Origin of the sequence: Bradyrhizobium sp. UFLA01-814 (assembly GCF_046718885.1) — a bacterium.
GTDB lineage: Bacteria > Pseudomonadota > Alphaproteobacteria > Rhizobiales > Xanthobacteraceae > Bradyrhizobium > Bradyrhizobium elkanii.
Map to the genome: position 1 here is coordinate 18,550 of NZ_JAQOSR010000075.1, position 21,122 is coordinate 39,671.

At 64.5% G+C, this 21,122-nt stretch carries 20 protein-coding genes; 10 read left to right on the top strand and 10 right to left on the bottom strand.

Features of this window, described 5'->3' with window-relative positions:
- Positions 1-264: 264 nt before the first annotated feature.
- A complete protein-coding gene (locus PMN64_RS22630; RefSeq protein ID WP_411782238.1) occupies positions 265-1,266 on the bottom strand; it encodes an NADP-dependent oxidoreductase in 1,002 nt (333 codons plus the stop codon).
- A gap of 227 nt (positions 1,267-1,493) precedes the next feature.
- Here PMN64_RS22630 and PMN64_RS22635 point away from each other — a divergent pair, with 227 nt between their 5' ends.
- Positions 1,494-2,783, top strand: a complete 1,290-nt coding sequence (locus tag PMN64_RS22635) for a dicarboxylate/amino acid:cation symporter (protein ID WP_137483250.1) — start codon at positions 1,494-1,496, stop codon at positions 2,781-2,783.
- Positions 2,784-2,795: 12 nt separating this feature from the next.
- Positions 2,796-3,752, top strand: coding sequence for an amino acid ABC transporter substrate-binding protein (locus tag PMN64_RS22640; protein ID WP_411782239.1), 957 nt, complete (start codon positions 2,796-2,798; stop codon positions 3,750-3,752).
- Between the two features lie 260 nt (positions 3,753-4,012).
- Here PMN64_RS22640 and PMN64_RS22645 read toward each other — a convergent pair whose 3' ends face one another.
- Positions 4,013-4,240, bottom strand: coding sequence for a hypothetical protein (locus tag PMN64_RS22645; protein WP_411782240.1), 228 nt, complete (start codon positions 4,238-4,240; stop codon positions 4,013-4,015).
- A 66-nt stretch (positions 4,241-4,306) separates the two neighbouring features.
- Here PMN64_RS22645 and PMN64_RS22650 point away from each other — a divergent pair, with 66 nt between their 5' ends.
- The 3 genes from PMN64_RS22650 to PMN64_RS22660 all read left to right on the top strand — a co-directional run bounded on the left by PMN64_RS22650 (position 4,307) and on the right by PMN64_RS22660 (position 5,624).
- Positions 4,307-4,918, top strand: coding sequence for a hypothetical protein (locus PMN64_RS22650; RefSeq protein WP_411782241.1), 612 nt, complete (start codon positions 4,307-4,309; stop codon positions 4,916-4,918).
- Between the two features lie 128 nt (positions 4,919-5,046).
- A complete protein-coding gene (locus tag PMN64_RS22655; protein WP_411782242.1) occupies positions 5,047-5,403 on the top strand; it encodes a response regulator in 357 nt (118 codons plus the stop codon).
- A 20-nt stretch (positions 5,404-5,423) separates the two neighbouring features.
- Entirely contained in the window at positions 5,424-5,624 is a 201-nt protein-coding gene (locus tag PMN64_RS22660) for a hypothetical protein (protein ID WP_411782243.1), read from the top strand.
- A gap of 58 nt (positions 5,625-5,682) precedes the next feature.
- Here PMN64_RS22660 and PMN64_RS22665 read toward each other — a convergent pair whose 3' ends face one another.
- A complete protein-coding gene (locus PMN64_RS22665; RefSeq protein ID WP_411782244.1) occupies positions 5,683-6,618 on the bottom strand; it encodes an ATP-grasp domain-containing protein in 936 nt (311 codons plus the stop codon).
- A gap of 349 nt (positions 6,619-6,967) precedes the next feature.
- Between PMN64_RS22665 and PMN64_RS22670 the strand changes: the two genes are divergently transcribed.
- The 3 genes from PMN64_RS22670 (at position 6,968) to PMN64_RS22680 (ending at position 11,079) form a co-directional block, all read left to right on the top strand.
- The gene (locus PMN64_RS22670) at positions 6,968-7,741 is read left to right on the top strand and encodes a ferredoxin--NADP reductase (RefSeq protein ID WP_024581583.1); all 774 of its coding nucleotides are present in this window, start codon (positions 6,968-6,970) and stop codon (positions 7,739-7,741) included.
- A 249-nt stretch (positions 7,742-7,990) separates the two neighbouring features.
- On the top strand, positions 7,991-8,860 hold the full coding sequence (locus PMN64_RS22675; RefSeq protein ID WP_080583354.1) for a patatin-like phospholipase family protein: 870 nt from the start codon (positions 7,991-7,993) through the stop codon (positions 8,858-8,860).
- Between the two features lie 593 nt (positions 8,861-9,453).
- Positions 9,454-11,079, top strand: coding sequence for an FMN-binding glutamate synthase family protein (locus PMN64_RS22680; protein WP_411782245.1), 1,626 nt, complete (start codon positions 9,454-9,456; stop codon positions 11,077-11,079).
- Positions 11,080-11,187: 108 nt separating this feature from the next.
- Here PMN64_RS22680 and PMN64_RS22685 read toward each other — a convergent pair whose 3' ends face one another.
- From PMN64_RS22685 to PMN64_RS22705, 5 genes are all read right to left on the bottom strand, one after another.
- Positions 11,188-12,660, bottom strand: coding sequence for an FAD-dependent monooxygenase (locus tag PMN64_RS22685; RefSeq protein WP_411782246.1), 1,473 nt, complete (start codon positions 12,658-12,660; stop codon positions 11,188-11,190).
- Between the two features lie 296 nt (positions 12,661-12,956).
- The gene (locus tag PMN64_RS22690; protein WP_411782247.1) at positions 12,957-14,945 is read right to left on the bottom strand and encodes a carbohydrate porin; all 1,989 of its coding nucleotides are present in this window, start codon (positions 14,943-14,945) and stop codon (positions 12,957-12,959) included.
- A gap of 310 nt (positions 14,946-15,255) precedes the next feature.
- Positions 15,256-15,456, bottom strand: coding sequence for a hypothetical protein (locus PMN64_RS22695; protein ID WP_411782248.1), 201 nt, complete (start codon positions 15,454-15,456; stop codon positions 15,256-15,258).
- 35 nt (positions 15,457-15,491) lie between these two features.
- Positions 15,492-17,135 (bottom strand): Nramp family divalent metal transporter, encoded by a 1,644-nt coding sequence (locus PMN64_RS22700; protein ID WP_411782249.1) that lies wholly within the window; start codon positions 17,133-17,135, stop codon positions 15,492-15,494.
- Positions 17,136-17,311: 176 nt separating this feature from the next.
- On the bottom strand, positions 17,312-17,617 hold the full coding sequence (locus PMN64_RS22705; protein WP_411782250.1) for a hypothetical protein: 306 nt from the start codon (positions 17,615-17,617) through the stop codon (positions 17,312-17,314).
- Between the two features lie 338 nt (positions 17,618-17,955).
- Here PMN64_RS22705 and PMN64_RS22710 point away from each other — a divergent pair, with 338 nt between their 5' ends.
- Entirely contained in the window at positions 17,956-18,225 is a 270-nt protein-coding gene (locus tag PMN64_RS22710; protein ID WP_016840607.1) for a metal-sensing transcriptional repressor, read from the top strand.
- A gap of 116 nt (positions 18,226-18,341) precedes the next feature.
- Here the strand turns inward: PMN64_RS22710 and PMN64_RS22715 are convergent, their stop codons facing one another.
- Positions 18,342-18,608, bottom strand: a complete 267-nt coding sequence (locus PMN64_RS22715) for a hypothetical protein (protein WP_411782251.1) — start codon at positions 18,606-18,608, stop codon at positions 18,342-18,344.
- 354 nt (positions 18,609-18,962) lie between these two features.
- Entirely contained in the window at positions 18,963-19,769 is an 807-nt protein-coding gene (locus tag PMN64_RS22720; RefSeq protein ID WP_411782252.1) for a creatininase family protein, read from the bottom strand.
- A 144-nt stretch (positions 19,770-19,913) separates the two neighbouring features.
- Between PMN64_RS22720 and PMN64_RS22725 the strand changes: the two genes are divergently transcribed.
- Entirely contained in the window at positions 19,914-20,957 is a 1,044-nt protein-coding gene (locus tag PMN64_RS22725; protein WP_411782253.1) for an ABC transporter substrate-binding protein, read from the top strand.
- The last annotated feature ends 165 nt before the right edge of the window (positions 20,958-21,122 follow it).

Consider the following 21,122-nt stretch of genomic DNA (forward strand, 5'->3'; position numbering starts at 1 on the left):
TGTTGTTGTGTGACGCCGGGGCCACTATCGCACTCTCAATCGAATTCGGTGGTTATGGGTCCTGGCTTTCGCCAGGACGACGACGTTGGGAAGCCACTCGCTACAACTCTCACACCGTCACCCTGAGGAGGCCGCGAAGCGGCCGTCTCGAAGGGTCGACGGCCACCAGCCGGGCCGTGCATCCTTCGAGACGCGCTACGCGCTCCTCCAGCGACAAAGGCGAAGCCTTTGCGCGGGGATGACGGGTTCGGAGATGTTCCCCAGCTACACCTTCACCATGCGCTTGCCGCGATTCTCGCCGGCCAAGAGCCCGATCAGTGCCTGCGGCGTGTTCTCGATGCCGTCGATGACGTCCTCCTGCACCTTGAGCTTGCCCGAGGCGACCCAGGACTGCAGGTCGGCGAGCGCGGCGTCGCGCTGGTCCATGTAGTCCATCACGATGAAGCCCTGCATGATTAGCCGCTTCACCACGATCAGGCCGGGCACGCCGCGCGGGCCGTGCGCGGAGGGGACGCCGTCATATTGCGAGATCGCGCCGCAGCAGGCGATCCGGCCGCGGTTGTTCATCTGCGCCAGGCAGGCTTCCAGAATGTCGCCGCCGACATTGTCGAAATAGACGTCGATGCCCTTGGGCGCCGCCGCGCGCAGCGCCTTGTAGGTGGCGCCGTCCTTGTAGTCGACCGCGGCGTCGAAGCCGAGCTCGCTCGTCAGCCAATGGCACTTGTCCTTGCCGCCGGCGATGCCGACGACGCGGCAGCCCTTGATCCTGGCAATCTGGCCGACGATCGAGCCGACCGAGCCCGCGGCCGCCGACACCACCACGGTCTCGCCTTCCCTGGGCTTGCCGACGTGGAGCAGTCCGAAATAGGCGGTCAGGCCGGCAACGCCGTAGACGCTGAGCAGATGCGTCATCGGCTCGAGCTTCGGCATCTTCGCCAGGTGCTTGGCCGGCACGGCGGCATAATCCTGCCAGCCGGTGTCGCCGAACACGAGGTCGCCGGGCTTCAGGCCGGGATCATTCGACGAGATCACCTCGGCGATGCTGCCGCCGGCCATCACGGTGTTGGCTTCCACCGCAGCGCGGTAAGTGGCGCCGTGCATCCAGGCGCGGTTGGCGGCATCGAGCGAGATGTAACGCGTCCGCACCAGCGCCTCGCCGTCCTTCGGTGCGGGGATCGTCCCCTTGGTCAGGCGAAAATGCTCGGGGCCAAGCTTGCCGGTCGGCTTTTCGACAAGCAGGATCTGGCGATTGACGGTGTCGTTCATTGGTGTCTCCCCCTTTTGCCTTCCCTTGGCGTTGGTTGTTTCGCATGCAATTGACTGCGGCGCGCGCAGCGCCTTGCACAGATTGTGCGCTGCATGAACGCTAATCCGCGCGCTGGCATTCCACAACGGGAACGTTTCGGCAAAGTCGCGCTGGACGCGAAGCGTGTTGCGTAGCTGCGTAAATCTGCCACACTTGCCCTTCGCCGGGAACTTACGGGGGTAAGAGAATGTCCAGCAGGTTTACGCAGTATATCCTGATTGCGATGGTCCTTGGCATCGCGATGGGGACGATTGTCTTCAACTACTTTCCTGACAGCCGTGTCGAGATCGCAGCAGACGTCAACCTGATCGCGATGCTGTTCCTGCGCCTGATCAAGATGATCATCGCGCCGCTGGTTTTCGCGACCCTCGTCGGTGGCATCGCCCATATGGGCAGCGGCGCCAAGCTCGGCCGCATCTTCGCCAAGACCATGGGCTGGTTCGTCTCCGCCTCCTTCGTCTCGCTGCTGCTCGGCCTCGTGATGGTCAACCTGCTGCAGCCCGGCGCCAACTTCCCCGGCACGCTGCCCGACAAGGCGCAGTCGACCGGACTGCCGGTGTCGGCGTTCTCGATCGAGAAATTCCTCACCCATCTGATCCCGACCTCGATCGCGGACGCGATGGCGCAGAACGAGATCCTGCAGATCGTCGTGTTCGCGGTGTTCTTCGCGGTTGCGCTCGGTGCGATGCCTGAACGGGCCAAGCCGATCATGAGCCTGATCGACGACCTCGCGCACATCATGCTCAAGGTCACCGGCTATGTGATGCTGTTCGCGCCGCTCGCGGTGTGGGCCGCGATCATGGCGACCGTCTCGAAGAACGGCCTCGGCGTGCTCTGGAAGCTCATCGTCTTCATGGGCGGCTTCTATCTCTCGCTCCTGATCCTGTGGGGCATCCTGGTCGTCGTCGGGTTCATCGTGATCGGGCCGCGCTACAGCCATCTGTTGCGGCTGATCCGCGAGCCGCTGATGATCGCGTTCTCGACCGCCTCGTCGGAGGCGGCCTATCCGAAGACGCTGGAGGGGCTGAACAGATTCGGCGCCTCCTCGCGCATCTCGGCCTTCGTGCTGCCGCTCGGCTATTCCTTCAACCTCGACGGCACGATGATGTACTGCACCTTCGCGAGCATCTTCATCGCGCAGACCTACCACATCGAGATGTCGGTCGGCACGCAGCTCGCGATGCTGGCGACGCTGATGATCACTTCGAAGGGCGTTGCCGGCGTGCCGCGCGCCTCGCTGGTGGTGATCGCCTCGACGCTGGCGCAGTTCAACATCCCCGAGGCGGGCCTGCTGATGATCATGGGCATCGACACCTTCCTCGACATGGGCCGCAGCGCCACCAACGTGATCGGCAACTCGCTGGCGACCGCCGTGGTCGCGAAGTGGGAGGGCGAGCTGAAGGCCGAGCACGAGCTCGGGCCCGACGACGCGGTGCCGCAGGATGCGGTGCCCGGCGCCGTGATGGCCGGCCATTGAGGGGAGGGATGCATGCATCGCGCCTGCTGGAGGCCGATACGGGCTGAGGCGCCTCTGCTGTCGTCATGCCTGCTGTCGGCATGTCTGCTGGCGGCAAGCCTGCTCGCCGCACCGGCCACCGCACAGCCGGCGGGCGAGGGGCTCAGCCCCACGCTCGCCAACATCAAGGCCACGCACACGGTGCGGATCGGCTATCGCGAAAGCTCGCCGCCGTTCTCGTTCCTCGACCACTCCAACCGGCCGATCGGCTACAGCCTCGAGCTGTGCGATGCGATCGTCGAGGAGATCGGGACCGAGGTCGACGACGCCAATCTCAAGGTCGACTACGTCAAGGTCACCTCCGACGACCGCATTCCGGCGGTCGTCGACAAGAAGATCGACCTCGAATGCGGATCGACCACGGCGAATGCCGAGCGCGGCAAGCAGGTCGCATTCTCGCCGCTGATGTTCGTGGCCGGCACCAAGCTGATGGTGCCGAAGGCCTCCGGCGTCGCCCAGGTCGCCGACCTGAAGGGCAAGACGGTGGTGGTGACCAAGGGAACCACCAACGAGCAGGCGATGCACAATGTCGACGCCAAGCAAAAGCTCGGCCTCAACATCGTCACCGCCCCCGACCACGAGCAGTCGTACCAGATGCTGGCGGACGGCAAGGCGGACGCGTTCGCGACCGACGACATCCTGCTTTACGGCCTGATCGCACGGCACAAGTCGCAGGACAAATTCCGCGTCACCGGCGACTACCTGTCCTACGATCCCTACGGCATCATGTACCGCAAGGGCGAGCCGCAGATGAAGGACGTGGTCGAGCGCGCGTTCCGCAGACTCGCGTCGAACCGCGACATCGTCCCGCTCTACAACAAATGGTTCGTCGCCCGGCTGCCGACCGGCGAGAAGCTGAACGTCGCGCTGTCACCGCAGCTCGAAGAGGCCTTCAAGGCGCTCGACGATTCGCCGGGCGGGTCGAACTAGCCGCGAATTTCGGCCTCTCCCCTTGCGGCAGGGCTAGCGCATTTCGTGGCGGTGCCCTCGTGGCCATCCTTCGAGACGCCCGCCTTCGGCGGGCTCCTCAGGATGAGGTCTTGTTTTGCGGCACAATAGTAGACCCTCATGGTGAGGAGCGCCGCTTGCGGCGCGTCTCGAACCACGAGGCCAAGCACTTGCGCGGTCGCCAAGGGGCATATGCGATAGCCCTGCCCCTTGCGGGGAGAGGTCGGGAAGTCTGGCGCGCGTCACCGCCAATAGCGGCGCGACAAATCCAGGCACTGCCGGACCCAGTATCCGTTCACATGGATCAGCTGGCATGTGCTCGGAGGCGGCTCCTTGATGATCGGGTAGCCGTGGATGTCGATATTCGTCGGGGCCGTGACGCCGCGCCAAAACACGGCGTTGGCGGCCGGAGGATTGAAGGCGGCAGCGAACGCCGCGACTGCGAGTAGGCCCAAAAGAAGTTTGCGCATAATCTGTGTCCGGATCAATCAATGCGCGGAAGCGTACTCCCTTGCACGGGATGAGCAAGGCGCTGAATGGATCAAAATGACGGTGCCAGCCGCACCACAGCCCCCGCGTCAGCCGCCGCGAACCGCCATACATGCAAGGGCAACAATGCCGACCGCCGCCAGAACAACCATGACCTGGAAAATCGCGCGTCCAAGAATCGCTCCAATCGCCCCCATCAAAGCTCCGTCGATCCGGCGGGATCTTCCTTCGAGTGTCCACGCGCCGCGATCTCTGGAGCATCATCGGCAGGCAAGATTCGGTTGTTGAAGTCGGCGAGCTCGTCGCTTCACCGGCTAATGTCGTTCGGCGACAAGTCGATCGACCTGTTGCTTCAGCTCTGCTTCCATTTCGGGGATGACGTCGTGCGGCAGGCGAGCGCGAAGCGGATCGGTCGTCTCGTGCTGCATCCCGGGCTGCTTGGCGAGCGCGGGTCGTTCAAGGGCCTGATCCTCGATCAATCGTCGAGAGGACACATAGCCTGTCGCGCCAGCCGTCACGTCGCTCCCGTAGGGTTCGCAAGGATCCTGATCCGACTGCACAGCGTTCTTCATGAGCTCTGCCTCCTGGCACTATCTCGCAAGAATTCCCTTGCTCAGGCCCGAACCATTCGGCTCGTCCGGCTCGTCGCCCATCAATGACGCTGAAACCTGCAAAGTTGTTCCGCACGGAACCTGCAAAGGTCTGCCGGAACAGTCCCTCATGAAGCGGGAACCAGAACCATAAACATCCTCATTCGTTAACTCTGGTTGATCGTTCGGAGGTCGCCATGGCTTACGCGAGACCAATTCGTCAAATAGCAATTGTGGTCGAAGACGACACGATCCAGCGCGACATGATTGCGCTGTTGTTGCAGGAAGGTCATTTCGACGTCATCCAGTGTGAAGACGCCGAAACGGCAGCGCTGGCCATCAAGATGCGTCATCCGTCGCTGGTGGTCACCGACATCAAGCTCACGGGCAAAATGGATGGCGTCGAGCTTGCTCGTTTGGCCCTCGATTGCGACCCGGGTGTGCGCGTCCTTGTTATCTCGGGCCGGCCCCCGGACAGCGCACTGCCCGAGGGCGTCAAGTTTTTCGAGAAGCCGGTTTATCCACCCATGCTGCTGCGAGAGCTGGCGTCGTAGGTCTCGCCGACGGGTGGCCCATGCAAGACGATCCTGAAATCGATTGGCACCGGGAGCAGATTGCGAAGAACCGGGAGCTGATCGTGGAATTGCAATCCGGAAATACGGCGGGGGCTGACGTGTTTCCAGAGACGCAAGCCGAGATCGACCGTCTCACGGCACAGATCGAGCAATCGGAACTGATCGTCGCCGCCTATGAAAAGGAGCACCCGCAAGGCTGATCGGGCGCTCATAATGCAGGATAGCGCCGTCGAGCCCGCGTCATCGGGCGGGGAGACGCTACGCGAACACTTCGTCCAGCGCCGCCGAATAGGCCGCCTCGACCAGCGCCGGATGCCGGCGCCCCAGCGCTTCCATCTTCACCCCGGAATTCACCTCGAGGATTTTCCACACGCCCTCCGTGCGCACGACGTCGATCGAGGCGAAGCGGATGCCGACGGCTTGCGCGGCCCTGACCGCGAGCGCGACGCAGGGCTCGCGCGTCGCGTCATCGGCGAGCAGCACGGGCTCCGCGCCGGCATCGAGGTTGTGCCGCCAGTTGAGCAGAAGCCGTTCGCCGGCGGGCGGAACGGCGTCGAGCGCGGCGGCATCGAAATCCTCGGCGATGGTCTTGAGTTGCTCGGCCTTCGCGTTCGCCTGCGCCAGCGCGCGCAGCGACTGGATGCCGTCGCCAACCACCGACGGGCGCGTCTTGCCGTAGACGATCAGCGCGCGCGCATCGAGCAGCACCACGCGTACCTCGTCCGCGATCTCGGCGTAGGGCGAGATGGCAAGACTTGGATGCGCGGCAAGGATGCGCGCAACCGCCGTCTCCAGCTGCGCTCGCGTCGTCACGCGGAAGACAAGCTCGCCGGAGGTCCCCTCATTGGGCTTCACGACCAGCCCCCGCGGATGCTGTTCGAGCAGACGCTGCATCGCGTCCAGCGAGTCCGATCCCGGAATGTGCTTGCTGAACTTCGCACCCAAAAACAGCGTGTGCGGAATGGCGGGAACGCCGGCCGATGCCAGCACGTCTGCGCAGGCCGATTTGTCATTGGCGACCTGATGCGCGACCGCGCTGTTCAGCCCGACGTCGTAGCCGATCGCGAGCCGCCGCGCGTTGTCCTTGGTCATGGTGACCAGCCAGCCGCCGGACTGCACCTCGACGGCAATCGCGTGCGCCAAACAATATTTTTTGATGGTTTCCAGGAAGATTCGCTGGCTGATCAGGACCACGAGATCATTTTCCCTTCACCGCGGTTTTCGTAGCAATTAATTGCCAGATCGATGCCGATCTCAGCAAGTAAATTACGTGCAGTCCCACGTGTTAACGATGACGCGGTTGAACCTCTGCGCGAAATCGAACGACTGCCATTCTGAGATCGCAATTGCACGCCAGTTGATCTTGACTATCTCCTGCATTGGCGCAATGGACACGCGAGATCTTCAGTGATTTCGGCCACTTCCGCGCCGTCGCGAGCAGTCTAAGCATGACCCGGAAAAGTGGGCACCGGTTTTCCGAACAGGTCATGCGCCAATAGAGTCAAACCATTCTAATTCTGGTCAGTCGAGAAAACGAAAACCCATGAGCGCGTTCTATCGAGAGAAAGTTCTTTCCGTTCAGCACTGGACCGATACGCTTTTCAGCTTCCGGGCGACCCGCGATTCCGGTTTCCGCTTCCAGAACGGGCAGTTTGCCATGATCGGCCTCGAGGTCGACGGCAGGCCGCTGCTGCGCGCCTATTCGATGGCGAGCGCCAATCACGAGGAAGAGCTCGAGTTCTTCTCGATCAAGGTGCAGGACGGCCCGCTCACCTCCAAGCTGCAGAAGATCCGCGAGGGCGACACCATTCTGGTCGGCCGCAAGGCGACCGGCACGCTGATCACCGACAACCTGATTCCCGGCAAGCGGCTGATGCTGCTGTCGACCGGCACCGGCCTCGCGCCGTTCGCCAGCCTGATCAAGGACCCCGAGGTCTATGATCGCTACGATCAGATCCTGCTGGTGCATGGTTGCCGCCAGGTCTCCGAGCTCGCCTATGGCGAGGAGCTGGTCGCCAAGCTGCGCGACGACGAATTGTTCGGGCCGCTGCTGTCCGAGAAGCTCTCGTACTATCCGACCGTGACGCGCGAGCCGTTCCGCAACCGCGGCCGCATCACCGACCTGATCACGTCCAACCAGCTGTTCACCGATCTGCATCAGGGTCCGCTCGACATCGAGACCGACCGCATCATGATGTGCGGCAGCCCGGCGATGCTGGAAGAGCTGAAGCAGCTGTTCGAGACGCGCGGCTTCAAGGAAGGCAGCGGCAACACCCCCGGTCACTTCGTGATCGAGAAGGCGTTCGTCGAGCGCTAATCAGTCATAATAGGCTGTCGTCCCGGCGAAGGCCGGGACCCATTACCACCGTTGTTCATTTGACGAAGGCTGGGGCCCCATCAGGCTTCAGCCTTTTGCATTTGTGGTTATGGGTCCCGGCCCCCGTGCGCAATTGCGCACTAGGCCGGGACGACGACCGTATGAGTGGCCTGTACCATCCCCCCACTGCTATAACGCCCCCAACGCCGCGCAGCCGTTGCCCGAACGCGGCGATCAGGGAGCAGCACCTTGTCCATCACCGATCCGGATGCACCGAAGACCGCCTTTGTGTTCGCCGGCGGCGGCAGCTTTGGCGCGATCCAGGTCGGCATGCTGCAGGCGCTGGCCGCGCATGGCGTGGTCGCCGACATGGTGGTCGGCTCCAGTGTCGGCGCACTGAACGGCGCGTTCTATGCCGGAGACCCGACGGTCTCGGGCGTCGCACGGCTGGCCGAGATCTGGCGCGGCCTCAACCGGCAGGACGTGTTTCCAGTGACCTGGCGGACGCTGGTGAGCTTCCTGTGGCGGCGCGACTTCCTGATCCCGCATGACGGCGTCCGCAAGCTGATCGACGACTACATCCCGTTCCGCAATCTCGAGGACGCGCGGATCCCGATCCACATCGTCACCACAGACATCATCAGCGGCGACAGCGTGGTGCTGTCGGAAGGTTCGACAGCCGAGGCGATCGTCGCATCGACCGCGATCCCGGGTGCGTTCACGCCGGTGCACTACCGCGATCGTTTCCTGGCCGATGGCGCGATCTCCAGCAACACGCCGGTCCGCGTCGCGGTCAGGCACGGCGCCAAACGCCTGATCGTGCTGCCGACCGGGCATGCCTGCGCCAACCAGGCGCCGCCGGTCGGCGCGCTCGCCAATGCGCTGCATGCGCTGACGCTCCTGATCGCGCGGCAGCTCGTCAACGAGCTCGAGAACATCGCGCCCGATGTCGAGTATTTCGTGGTGCCGCCGCTCTGCCCGCTGGTCGGCTCGCCCTACGATTTCTCCCGGACCGCCGATCACATCACCCGGGCGCTGGACACCACCAACGCTTGGCTTGACGGCGACGGCCTGAAGCCCGGGCATATCCCGCACGAATTGCAGCCGCACGAGCATTAGGTGAACGGTGCTCTCTCCTCATCTCCTCTGCAAGCGCACTCACATGCGCGGGTGATGACACCGCGTGGTGCGACGCCTCGAATCGAGAACCATCCCCATCGTCGTCCCTGCGAAAGCAGGGACCCATACGCCGCGGCCGACCTTGTTGAAGGGACTCGTCGTTCCAGCGTGGCCCAACAATTGGCATTTGTGGTTATGGGTCCCTGCTCCCGTGCGCAATTGCGCACTAGGCAGGGACGACGGGTTGGAGGAGCCCTAGACTCACATCACGATTTCGGAATAGTGGAATTGTGCCGGTGAGTTGCCCGACGTGTCAAGTCGCCCTGTCGAGCGCCGGCCGCAGCCGGCTCCTTTGCATGGGGTTGTTTTTGATATTTTGGCAGCGCGCTCCTGCGACGGCAGGTTATCGCATCCGCTGCGCTCCGTTGCAGTGCAAAAGGCGATACCGTTTCAATTTGACCGGTATCCGCACCCGCCCATTCGGGCGGTTGTCACATCTGTGACTGCTCGGCCGTATAACCGTAGTGCACTTGTTCCGCGAGTTGGATTAGGCTCGCGGCCGACAGGGCATTTGGCCAGACCGGAGGAATTTCATGGATACGATGCTGCTTCCGTTCTCGCCACGCTTCATCGTGCTGACGATCTGCGCCGTCGTCACCGCACTGCTGCTGCTGGTCGGAATTTTTGATCACAAGGTCTTCAAGATCGTTCTGATTCCGCTGGTCATCTTCGGCGCCCTGACATTGCTTGGCATCCGCGACCTCACCCAGAAGAACCACGCGGTGCTGCGCAACTACCCGATCTCGGCGCATATGCGCTTCCTGCTCGAGGAAATCCGCCCGGAGATGCGGCAATATTTCTTCGAGAGCGAGAAGGACGGCATGCCGTTCTCGCGCGACACCCGCGCGTTGGTCTATCAGCGCGCCAAGATGGTGCTCGACAAGCGGCCGTTCGGCACCCAGGAGGACGTCTACCGCGAGGGCTATGAGTGGATGCATCATTCCGTGGCGCCGAAGCCGCGTGCCGAGGAGAAATTCCGCATCACCGTCGGCGGCCCCGATTGCACGAGGCCGTATTCGGCCTCGGTCTTCAACATCTCGGCGATGAGCTTCGGCGCGCTGAGCCCGAACGCGGTGCGGGCGCTCAATGCCGGCGCCAAGAAGGGCGGCTTCGCCCACGACACCGGCGAGGGCGGCGTCAGCCCGTATCATCGTGAGATGGGCGGCGACATCATCTGGGAGATCGGCTCCGGCTATTTTGGCTGCCGCAACCGCGACGGCACCTTCAATCCGGATCTCTTCGCAAGCGTCGCGGGCGACGACCAGATCAAGATGGTCGAGCTCAAGATCAGCCAGGGTGCCAAGCCCGGCCATGGCGGCGTGCTGCCGGCGGCGAAGGTTTCCGAGGAGATTTCCAAGATCCGGGGCGTGCCGATGGGCGAGGACTGCATCTCGCCGGCCTATCACAAGGCGTTCTCGACGCCGCTGCAGATGATGGAATTCGTTGCCCGGATGCGCAAGCTGTCCGGCGGCAAGCCGGCCGGCTTCAAGATGTGCATCGGCCATCCCTGGGAATTCCTGGCGATCTGCAAGGCGATGCACGAGAGCGGGCTCTATCCCGACTTCATCGTGGTCGACGGCAATGAAGGCGGCACCGGCGCCGCGCCGCTCGAGTTCATGGACCATCTCGGCATGCCGATGCGCGAGGGCGTCAATTTCGTCCACAACGCGCTGGTCGGCATCGGCGCGCGCGATCGCATCAAGATCGGCGCCTCCGGCAAGATCGCGACCGCGTTCGATATGGCGCGCGCGATGGCGATCGGGGCCGATTGGTGCAATTCGGCGCGCGGCTTCATGTTCGCGCTCGGCTGCATCCAGTCCCTGAGCTGCCACACCGATCGCTGCCCGACCGGCGTGACTTCGCAGGACCCGATCCGCAACCGCGCGCTCTATGTGCCCGACAAGATCGACCGCGTGTACAACTACCACCACTCGACCCTGCACGCGCTGACCGAGCTGCTCGCCGCCGCCGGCCTCGAGCACACCAAGGAGCTGCGCCCGATCCACTTCTCGCAGCGCAGTTCGACCACCGAGGTCTCTTCCTTCGCGGAGCTCTATCCGACGCTGCGCCCCGGCGAACTGCTCGCAGGCACCCAGGACCGCCGCTTCCGCGACGCCTGGGCGATGGCGCGCGCGGATTCGTTCCAGCCGGCGGGGTAGAGGGGCGGCAAATCCGTAGCCCGGATGAAGCGCAGCGTAATCCGGGGCCACGCTCTGTGCGGATCGACCGATCCCGGATTACGCTTCGCTCCATCCGGGCTACGCTCGCTACGTACCAGCGGACGCGCCGAACCATTTGGTCAGCGCCTCGGTCAGCCCGGCCTGCGTTCGCTCGCCGACCCACGCCACATAGCCATCGGGCCGCACCAGCACCGCGGTCGGCGCCAAAACCGTGCCGTGCGCGGGAAGCTCCCATGCGCCGCGATACGCGGCATCGACCAGCTGAACCCGGTCGGTCCATCCCGCGATGGCGATGCCGCCGGGCGTGCCGAAATTCAGCAGCACCGGCCGCGCGCGGTGCAGCAGCGCGAAGACCTGCATCGGGCCGTCGGCGGTGACGAGATCGAGATCGGGCATGCGGCGTCCGAGCAGCGGATGGCCCTCGCCAAGATCGTAGTGAAGGTCGAGGCCCGACATCATCGCGGCGAAGCATCTGCGCGGCTCGTCCATGCGCAGCAGGTCGGAGACGATCTCGTTCAGCGCCCTGGTGCGTGGATCGGTGCGGTTGAGCGCGACATGCGCCATGGTGTTGCGCAGCACGCGAGCCGCCACCGGATGCCGTTCGGCCTCGTAGGTCTCGAGCAGGTTGTCCGGCGCGAGCTGCTTGACCACCTGGGCGAGCTTCCAGCCCAGATTCACCGCGTCCTGCACGCCGATATTGAGGCCTTGGCCGCCCATCGGCGGATGCACATGGGCAGCGTCGCCGGCCAGCAGCACGCGCTGCTTGCGGTAGGTCACGGCCTGCCGGGTCATGTCGGTGAAGCGCGAGATCCAGACCGGACTGTGGATGCCGAAATCGGTGCCGTAGGCGGCGACCAGCGCCTCGCTGACGTCGCGCAAGGTCGGCTCCCGCTCGGTGCCGAGTTGCCGCTCGGTCAGCACCAGCCGCACCCGCCCGCCATCTTCCGCCTTGCCGATCGCTGAGGTGCCGGTGTCGTGCTGGCGAAAGCCCCATTCCGGCTCGCCCGACATCTCGGCCTCGGCGATCAGCCAGCTCATGGTCGGATCCCACCCGGCGAATTCGATGCCGGCGGCTTTGCGGACGACGCTCCGGCCGCCGTCGCAGCCGACAACGTATTGCGCCCGGAGCAATTGGCCATCCGACAGTTCGACGTCGAGTCCGGCCTCGTCCTGCGTGAAACCGGTCACCTCGCGCCCGCGATGGATCGGCACAGCGAGTTCTTCGACCCATTCGCCGAGAATGCGCTCGATATGGGTCTGGAACAGCCCCAGCGTGAAATTGCGCCGGGTCGGAAAGTCGGTGATCTCCAGTGGCACCAGATGCGAATGGAACAGCACCGCCGGATGGCGCGTTCCCAGCGCGACGAAGCGATCGCCGATGCCGCGCTGATCGAGCACCTCGATGGTGCGCGCGTGCAGGCCGCCGGCCCGCGCGCCGATCAGGTCCTCCCTCACGCGCCGCTCGACAATCGCAACATCTATTCCCGCCAGCGCCAACTCGCCCGCCAGCATCAGCCCGGTCGGACCTCCGCCTACAATCACGACAGCATGTTCCCGCATCCCGCACTCCTCCGTTCGATTGGGCGCGCGTTCTACGGGATGACCCCGGGCTTGCGGCAAGCCCGGGGGGTCTACATATATCTGAGTGGGGAGAGGGCGTTTGCTGCCCAAACCAATTCAGAAGCTGCGCGCTGGCGATGCAAACTCGCCGTCGTCCCGGCGAAAGCCGGGACGCATAACCACAGGACCTTGTGGTTGGATTCGCTGTCGCCCCAGCTCGCTCTAACGACAATCAGCGGTGGTTATGGGTCTTGGGTCGCGCTTCGCTTGCCCGGGACGACGGGGCGTATCGCGCCTCAGAACTCGCCGTGGATGCGGCCGGAGAAGATGTGCACCGGGCCGCGGTCGGCGTTGTAGGCGGGGTTGGTGATGAACTGATAGTCCGCGGTCAGCGTCAGGTTCTTGTTCACCTGATAGGCGTAGTAGGTCTCGAAGATCCGCTCCGGGCTGTAGTTCAGCGCGCCGTCGCCGATCAGCAGGCCGAGGCCGCCGGCGGCGAGATAGTCGCGATGCGCTGATGACAGCCCGTTGATCGCGCCGCCGATACCGATCGTGTCGCTCGCCCGTCCCCACCTGCTGCCCTTGATCGACACGCCGCCCGAGACGCTGCGGTCGACATCGGTGAACGACAGGATCTCGGTCCGGCCGTCGTTCCAGCTGAGGCGGCCGAACAGGCCGACATCGGTCGCGATCTGCTGCTCGCCGTTCAGATAGAAGCCGTATTTCAGATTGTCCTTGCGGATGCCGGCCATCACGTCGTTGATGTCGAGCCCCGGATTGGCGTCCTCGATCGCGAGCGCTTGGGCGTAATTGCCGGTGTTGCCGCGGTTGCCGAACACGCCGACGCGCAGCTTGCCGGGCTGATCGAAGATCGAATAGCGGCCCTCGAACTCGACCACCGCGCCACCGGTGTTGAACACCAAGACGTCGCTGTTCGGTGCGTTCGGCACCTGGAACACGCCGGCGCGCACTGCCCAATCCTTGCGGTTGAGCTCGACCACCGCGCCGCGGGTATAGCCGGGCAGGTCGGCCGGGAAGTCGTAGGCCGCGGACGCCCACATCGCCCAGTTCATGAAATCGGCGCGCGGGTCCTTGGCGTAGGAATTACCGTCGAAGAAATCGCCGACCGCAAAGCGCCCGACCACGAGCGTGAGGCGATCGATGTCGCGCTTGCCGGCGATCTGGTTGGGACCGTCGGCGACGTCTTCCTGCTCGCCGCCAAAGCCGAAGGTCTGCTTGAAGTAGTAGCGCTGCGGCCGGATTTTCGGAAACGGCGCGCCGGCCTTCTGGGCTTCGCCGTTCGAGAAGCCGGCAAGGCCGAGCGTGCCGTTGAGGCCAAAGCCCTGCGCGGTTTCCGGGTTGAAGTAGAACTCGCCGCCTTCCCAGAGCCGCACGCCAAGAAACGCCGTCGTGGTCCAGGTCTGTTGCAACTGCCCCGCGCCGGGCAGGCTGTTGGTGCCGGCATAGGGCGAGCGGAAGGACGGATAGGTCTGCGGCAGCAGCGTCGTCTGGCCGTGCACGCTCCAGTCGCTCGATTCGGGCAGCGCGGTGCGCGTCGGTGTCGCCGACCATGGCGAGTCGCCGAGCTGATAGTTGAGGCCGAATTTCAGCAAATGAATGCGCGGGTCGATGCTGACGCCGGGCATGCCGAAGTCATTGAGGCCGAGCGTGCGGCGCGACAGGTCGACGTAGTCGTATTCGATCTTGGCGGTCCAATTGCCGCTCACCGCGAATTCGGCGCCGGCGCCGACGGTCCAGCCGGTCTGATACTGGCCGGGCTCCGAGATCACCTCGCCCGCGGCGTCGTTGACCCGAACCTGGCTGTGGCCCCAGGCGAAGCCGCCGGTCAAGTAAGGCATCCAGGTGCCGAAAGAGTAGCCGGCGCGGCCGCGCAGCGTGCCGACATAGTCGATCGACGAATTGAAGGGGCCGAGCACCCGCCGCGGCAGGTCAGTCGGGCCGGTGAAGGTCGCATCCGCCTCGACGCCGAGCACGAAGCGGTTGGCGAATTCCTTGTTGTATCCGACCTGGAAGCCGCCGATCCCGCCGGTGATGGTGGGCGGAAAGAACACGCCCTGTTCCAGGATCGGGTTGGTGCCGGGACCCAGCGTGCCATCGCCGTAGCCGACATGGGCGCCGACGTAAAAGCCGGTCCAGCTGTAGACCGCCCTAGCGGCGGGGGATTTGAGGGCCAGATCGGCCGCGGTCGCCGGCGCGCCGAAGGTTGCCGCACCGAGCGCGGCGCCGGCGGCGATCTGGACCCGGAAGAGGCGGACGCAGGTCATGACGCGGCTTTCCGCGAACAAGTGGCGATTTCGCCCGGCATCACTGCAGATTTGGCGGCCGCTTGCCACCCGAGATTTGAAATCATCGCCCGCCGTCCCCGGTCCGATCTGTGTCGTCCCATCCAAAGCCAGATCAGCACCTAGCATCCCCGGTTGCTTATTGCAAATAATTCGCAATAGCAACTGAGGTGCGCCCAATACCGTTCCGATTTGCACGCCACCGTGACAGTCGCGTAACAGCGCGAGGCGGCAGGCCACATCGGCGGCGATCGACCACGTGTCTGTGGCAAATCGGTCGAGACCCGACCGTTCAATCGACGCCACCATTGTCCTTGTCCTTTGTGTTGATGAATGCCGGCTGCGATGTCCTGCCGAGCACGACCCGCGCGCCGGCCCGTTCAACACACCGCGCCATCGACAGCGCCGTCCGCAGCCCGGCGCCCGAGACCACACGCCTCTGATGGAGCGCGGCCGCGCCGCGCAGGATGGCGCTCGTCAGCTTGAACAGCATGATCGCGCCCCATCGCCGGCTGCGACTGAGCGCAGTCACGCCCCCACCGTGGCGAGCTGCACGATCCGCAGCAGCACGAGGCCGGCGGCAACGACGAGATAGCCGCGCAGCACGATCATCCAGATCCGGCTCAGCGGGCTGAGCCGCGCCGCCGGCAACCGATCAAGCGGCGGCATCCGCCAGCTGTCTCGGTTGACCAGCGGTGGTTTGCGCTTGAAGCGGAACGACGCGTTTCCGCGCGCCGACATCTCGTACAGCTTGACGGCCGCGGTGACTGCGAGTGCGAGCAGGCTGCCTCCGACGAGGATGCCGATGATCCAGGCTTCGCCGAGATCGGGGAACAGCACCGCCGCGGTCAGGATCACCGACAGCATCACCAGCCCCGCGACCACCGCGCCGGTGAACAGGTTGAGTTTGGTGGAATTGACCCAGGGCCCGAGGATGTGGCGGTCGTTGCACAGCAGCAGCAGGAACACGGTCGCGCTCGGCAGCAGCACGCCGGCCAGCGTCTGCACCGCATTTGTGAGCAGCCCGAGCGGCGTGCCCGGCGTCAGCACCAGCACGGCGGCGAGCACGATCAGTCCGCAATAGACGCTGTAGAAGCCCTTCGCATCCCACGGCTTGCGGTGCAGCGAGTGCTTGACCGCGAACACGTCGCCGATCGCATAAGCGGTCGCGAGGGAGACCGCCGCAGCACCGATGATGCAGGCATCGAGCAGCGCGAGGGCGAACAGCACCGCCGGCAGCCGGCCGGCATATTTCTCGAGGCCCACGGCGGTCCCCAGCGCGTCGGTGTAGTTGCCGAATTCGGGCTTTCCTGCGAACACTGCCGCGCAGAACGAGATCATCGCCACCGCGCCGACCACCACCAGCACGATGCCGATGCACAGATCCATCCGCTCATAGCGGATGAAGCGCGGGGTGATCCGCTTGTCGACGATGTAGCTCTGCTGGAAGAACAATTGCCACGGCGCAACCGTGGTGCCGACGATGGCGACGATCAGCAGCATCACCTCGCTGAGCTTGGCGTCTTGCGGCATTTTCGGCACGAAGAAGTTCGCCGCGATCTGCCCGATCGGAGGATGTACCATCAAGATCACGGGCACCAGCAGCAGGCTGCCGGCGACCAGCACGATGCCGAAGCGTTCGAAGCGGCGGAAGTCGCCGGTCGAGACCGCCAGCATCACGATAACAGCCGAGGCCAACACGCCCCAGAACTGCGAGACGCCGAGAAAATGAAGTGCAAACGTGATGCCGATGAACTCGGTGACGATGGTCAGCGCGTTCAATAGCAGCAGGTCGATGACGCTGAAGGCGCCCCAGAACTTGCCGAAGCGCTCGAAGATCAGCCGCGCATGGCCGACCCCGGTGACCGCGCCGAGCCGCACCACCATCTCCTGGTTGACGTAGAGCACGGGGATCAGCAGCAGCAGCGTCCACAGCAGCGTGGTGCCGTAATTCTGTCCGGCCTGGGTATAGGTGCCGAACGCGCCGGCGTCGTTGTCGCCGACCATCACGATCAGGCCGGGCCCGACGATCGCCAGCAGCGTCTTCAGCCGGGCCCGCAATGTCGCGCGCGGCGCGGTGTCGTCGCGAGCGATGCTGCCGAGCGCGCCGCGGATGTCGCCGGCATGCGCGCTATCGAGAATGGCGGTTTGTGTGGTCTTGCTTTCGGTCATTTCGCGTCTCCTCGCCGCCTTTCGGCACGGCGGGAGGGACGCGGGCCCCGTCAGGCGCGCACGTCTCCGCTGCCGTGAGCAGCGGCATTTCCAGATGTGATGCGGTTCAATGGTCCCGCTGACGCGCCGCGATGGCGCGCAACGGGACGACTAGGTCCTTCGTCCATGTCGGCCTGCTAGGCGCACAGCCGCGGCTTTGCCGCGGCGTGGCGCGTGGCGGTTGCGCGCGGGCCGAAACGCCGGCCCGCGCGTCGCTGCTGATCGAGATCACCGCTGGTATCATCGACGATCCACCGGCATTCCAGGCGGCCGTCGATCAGGACCCAATGACAGGCCGGGGTTGGATGCCGGCGGCGGCCGGCCAGGCGGCGAAAGCCCGGCAGGTTGTCATTGCAATGAACGGCGGCCGGCGGCGGCATGCGCCGCGGCTCGGCAACGCGCCGCGGGCTTGCTTGCCGGAATTTTGCGAGCTTTTCGAACATCGCTCACCTCCACTTCCGCTGGTCGCGGCAGGCCGGTGAGGAGCAGTGGTCAGCTTGGGCGCGACCACCCGTCCACGCAGGCGAGATCTGCGCGATCAGTCTTGCTGTGTTGCGGCGTCACCAGTCCCGGCATCGCCGGTCTACTGTCGCCTGAGTTGCTACTGCCCATGTGCCTTCTGTGCTGGCTCGTGGATCGACTTGTTTCCGGGGCTAGAACCCGGGGCGGAACGAACGTTCCGCTCATCGGGCACTACGCCCGCGACAATCGCCTGTCAAGCCGATTCCGCTATCCTCCGGGGAGGATCATGATTATCCTCCCGGGAGGATAGGAGAGCCAGATGTCCGACGACCATCCGCACGCTGCGATCGCCCGGCGCCTGAAGCGCGCCAACGGCCACCTCGACACCATCGTCGAGATGATCGAGCAGGGCCGGCCCTGTGCGCAGATCGCCCAGCAATTGCAGGCGGTGGAGAGCGCGATCGAGAGCGCCAAGAAGGCGCTGATCCACGATCACATCGGTCACAGCCTGGAGGAGACGCTGAAGGCATCTGGGCCGAAAGGGCGCGCCGTGCTGCGCGATTTCAGGCTGGTCGCGAAGTATCTGTGATCGCTGCGTTCAAGAATTGACCCGCCCGGGGGGATCACCGGACGGGTCGGTTGCGACACGGGGTGGATGAGGACCCGTGCCGAACGCAGGATCCGCAGTCCTAAAGAACCAGTCGATCAGTAGCAGGAGCGCACGCGGCCGATGTAGTTGCCGTAGGCGTCGAACTGGCGCACCCAGCCGCAGCGCCGATAGCCGCCGCCGTAGTAATAGCCGTCGCTGGCCGCGATCGCACTGCCGACAACGGCGGCGCCGACGAGGCCTGCGCCAACGCCCCAGCCCCAGCCATAGGGCTTCGCTTCAACCTGCGACGTCGTGGACGCGATGGTGCCGGTCACGGCGAGCGCGGTGAGGGCGAGGGCGGCGAGCTTGGTCTTGATCGACATGGAATACTCCATCCTGTGTGGGCGGCGCCGGTGTGGTCCGCATGCCCGTTGGACGGAGGCTGTCCGGTTCCGGTTCGAAGATCGGGGCGGAAATATGGTTTCGCGAATTGTTTCGTCGCGTCTGCCGCGGGGCCATCATATGCGGGAATCTGGTGGATGGTGCCCCTGCGGCCCATCCTTCGAGACGCCCGCCTTTGGCGGGCTCCTCAGGATGAGGTCTTTTTTCGCGGCAAAATCCTGGACCCTCATGGTGAGGAGCGCCGCTCGCGGCGCGTCTCGAACCACGAGGCCGGGCGCGTGCGGCCGCTGAAGGCCATATGCGATAGTGCTGCGACCGCGCGAAGCAATGCCGGGTCAGCTGCCGCGAAACACGCTGGGATCGAACCTGTCGACGTCGGCGAGCAGCTCGCAGAACGCGCGCGCGCCGTGCTCGATCAGCTTCTCGCCTTTCTCGGCCGAGGCCTTGGTCGCATCGCCGATCGCCCCGCTCGCATTGAGGTCCTGAGCCTGCCAGGCGAACGGCGCCGGCCGCTGCGTCGACAGAAAGCGATGATCCTTCTCGATCTGCACGCTGGCCGGCTTGAAGTCCGCGATCGCTTCCTTGCGCACGGCGTGCGGATATTTCGCCAGCATGATCGAGGTCTCGACCGCGCCGCCATGAATGCCGTGGCGCAATTCGCCGGCGTCGAACAGCCCGTCCGGCGCCCCGAAGCGCGACCAGCTCGTGGTCACCACCAGCATCTGATGGTGCGCGCGCAGATCCTGCGCCACCAGCTGCATCGCGGCCGAATTGCCGCCATGGCTGGTCACGATCACGAGCTTCCTGACGCCTGCGCGCGCCACGCTCTCGCCGAGCGCCATCCAGCTCTTCAGCGCCACGTTGGTCGGCAAGGTCAAGGTGCCCGGAAAATCGATGTGCTCGGTTGAGATGCCGACCGGCTGCAACGGCAGGAACGTGGCGGGAGTCGTCGCCGGCAGCAACTCTCGCACCCGCGAAAGATAGGTCTCGCCGATCATGACGTCGGTTCCGAGCGGCAGATGCGGCCCATGCTGCTCGGTCGCGGCCAGCGGCAGCACCGCGATCCAGCGCGCGGCCGCGCCCTTGGCGATATCGGGCCAGTGGATGGCGGTCCAGTCGCGGGGCGGAAGCTGAGAAGTCATCAAGCCGGTCGTTTCAATACAAGCGTTTCACGGGATGGATTTGCAGGCTAGTTTGTTTAACATCATAACGGGTTCGCGTCTCCGGGCGCGGTCCACGTCTTCCCGCCTTCCATCATGGGCCATAATGATCGACGGAGTCCAACCATGATCCCGGCCTTTTTGCTGCGAGCGTTAACCACAAGCCTTCTGACCGCCGCGCTTTGCGTCGCCGCGGCGCTTGCCCCGGCGCGGGCGCAGAGCCCGGACAAGACCTTGGACAAGGTCTCGTTCGGCACCAATTGGGTCGCCGAGGGCGAGCATGGCGGGTTCTTCCAGGCGCTCGCCGACGGCACCTACAAGAAATACGGCCTCGACGTCACCATCGTGCCCGGCGGTCCCAACGAGAACAACCGCATGCTGCTGATCGCGGGCAAGCTCGACTTCTTCATGAGCGCGAACTCGCTGCAGACTTTCGACGCCGTCACCAACAACGTGCCGCTGATCGCCGTTGCCGCCATGTTCCAGAAGGACCCCCAGGTCTTCCTCACTCATCCCGAGGTCAAGGCCACGAAGATCGAGGATCTGAAGCCGCTCACGCTTTTGATCTCGAAGGAGGGCATCACCAGCTACTTCCAGTGGCTGAAGTCCGAATATGGCTTCGACGAGAACAAGGTGAAGCCCTACACCTTCAACCCGCAGCCCTTCATCGTGAACAAGCAGACCGCGATGCAGGGCTACGTCACCTCGGAGCCCTTCGCGGTCGAGAAGGCCGCCGGCTTCAAGCCGAACGTGCTGCTGCTCGCCGATTACGGCTTCAACTCCTACTCGACGCTGATCGAGACCCGCCGCGACCTGGTCGACAAGAAGCCTGACCTGGTGCAGCGCTTCGTCGATGCCTCGATCGTCGGCTGGTACCACTACGTCTACGGCGACAACTCGGCCGGCAATGCGATGATCAAGAAGCTCAATCCCGACATGAACGACGAGCTGCTCGCCTATTGCGTCGCCAAGATGCGCGAGCACGGCATCGTCGATTCCGGCGATTCCATCAAGAACGGCATCGGCGCCATGACCGATGAGCGGATGGCGAGCTTCTTCGACAAGATGGTGCGCGCCGGCGTGGTCAAGAGCGCCATCGACTATCGCCAGGGCTACACGCTGCGCTTCGTCAACAAGGCGGTCGGCGCCGAGCTCAGGCCGAAGAACTGACTATGATCCGATCTGTTTCAGCATCGGCAGTCGACCTCTCCGTTGATAGGAGAAAGCAATCGCGCATGACGCCCGTGAAGCTCGCCCGCGGGCTTCCTTCGCCTCTCCCGCAAGCGGGAGACTGTCTCTTATACACATCTGACGCTGCCGACGACCATGGTATAG

What these genes read in the sequence shown, in the direction of transcription:
- PMN64_RS22710 (WP_016840607.1), top strand. Translation starts at nt 17,956, where the DNA reads ATGTCCGACGACCATCCGCACGCTGCGATCGCCCGGCGCCTGAAGCGC.
- PMN64_RS22640 (WP_411782239.1), top strand. Translation starts at nt 2,796, where the DNA reads ATGCATCGCGCCTGCTGGAGGCCGATACGGGCTGAGGCGCCTCTGCTG.
- PMN64_RS22680 (WP_411782245.1), top strand. Translation starts at nt 9,454, where the DNA reads ATGGATACGATGCTGCTTCCGTTCTCGCCACGCTTCATCGTGCTGACG.
- PMN64_RS22720 (WP_411782252.1), bottom strand. Translation starts at nt 19,769, where the DNA reads ATGACTTCTCAGCTTCCGCCCCGCGACTGGACCGCCATCCACTGGCCC.
- PMN64_RS22725 (WP_411782253.1), top strand. Translation starts at nt 19,914, where the DNA reads ATGATCCCGGCCTTTTTGCTGCGAGCGTTAACCACAAGCCTTCTGACC.
- PMN64_RS22695 (WP_411782248.1), bottom strand. Translation starts at nt 15,456, where the DNA reads ATGCTGTTCAAGCTGACGAGCGCCATCCTGCGCGGCGCGGCCGCGCTC.
- PMN64_RS22705 (WP_411782250.1), bottom strand. Translation starts at nt 17,617, where the DNA reads ATGTTCGAAAAGCTCGCAAAATTCCGGCAAGCAAGCCCGCGGCGCGTT.
- PMN64_RS22655 (WP_411782242.1), top strand. Translation starts at nt 5,047, where the DNA reads ATGGCTTACGCGAGACCAATTCGTCAAATAGCAATTGTGGTCGAAGAC.
- PMN64_RS22635 (WP_137483250.1), top strand. Translation starts at nt 1,494, where the DNA reads ATGTCCAGCAGGTTTACGCAGTATATCCTGATTGCGATGGTCCTTGGC.
- PMN64_RS22700 (WP_411782249.1), bottom strand. Translation starts at nt 17,135, where the DNA reads ATGACCGAAAGCAAGACCACACAAACCGCCATTCTCGATAGCGCGCAT.
- PMN64_RS22660 (WP_411782243.1), top strand. Translation starts at nt 5,424, where the DNA reads ATGCAAGACGATCCTGAAATCGATTGGCACCGGGAGCAGATTGCGAAG.
- PMN64_RS22630 (WP_411782238.1), bottom strand. Translation starts at nt 1,266, where the DNA reads ATGAACGACACCGTCAATCGCCAGATCCTGCTTGTCGAAAAGCCGACC.
- PMN64_RS22685 (WP_411782246.1), bottom strand. Translation starts at nt 12,660, where the DNA reads ATGCGGGAACATGCTGTCGTGATTGTAGGCGGAGGTCCGACCGGGCTG.
- PMN64_RS22690 (WP_411782247.1), bottom strand. Translation starts at nt 14,945, where the DNA reads ATGACCTGCGTCCGCCTCTTCCGGGTCCAGATCGCCGCCGGCGCCGCG.
- PMN64_RS22645 (WP_411782240.1), bottom strand. Translation starts at nt 4,240, where the DNA reads ATGCGCAAACTTCTTTTGGGCCTACTCGCAGTCGCGGCGTTCGCTGCC.
- PMN64_RS22650 (WP_411782241.1), top strand. Translation starts at nt 4,307, where the DNA reads ATGGATCAAAATGACGGTGCCAGCCGCACCACAGCCCCCGCGTCAGCC.
- PMN64_RS22715 (WP_411782251.1), bottom strand. Translation starts at nt 18,608, where the DNA reads ATGTCGATCAAGACCAAGCTCGCCGCCCTCGCCCTCACCGCGCTCGCC.
- PMN64_RS22670 (WP_024581583.1), top strand. Translation starts at nt 6,968, where the DNA reads ATGAGCGCGTTCTATCGAGAGAAAGTTCTTTCCGTTCAGCACTGGACC.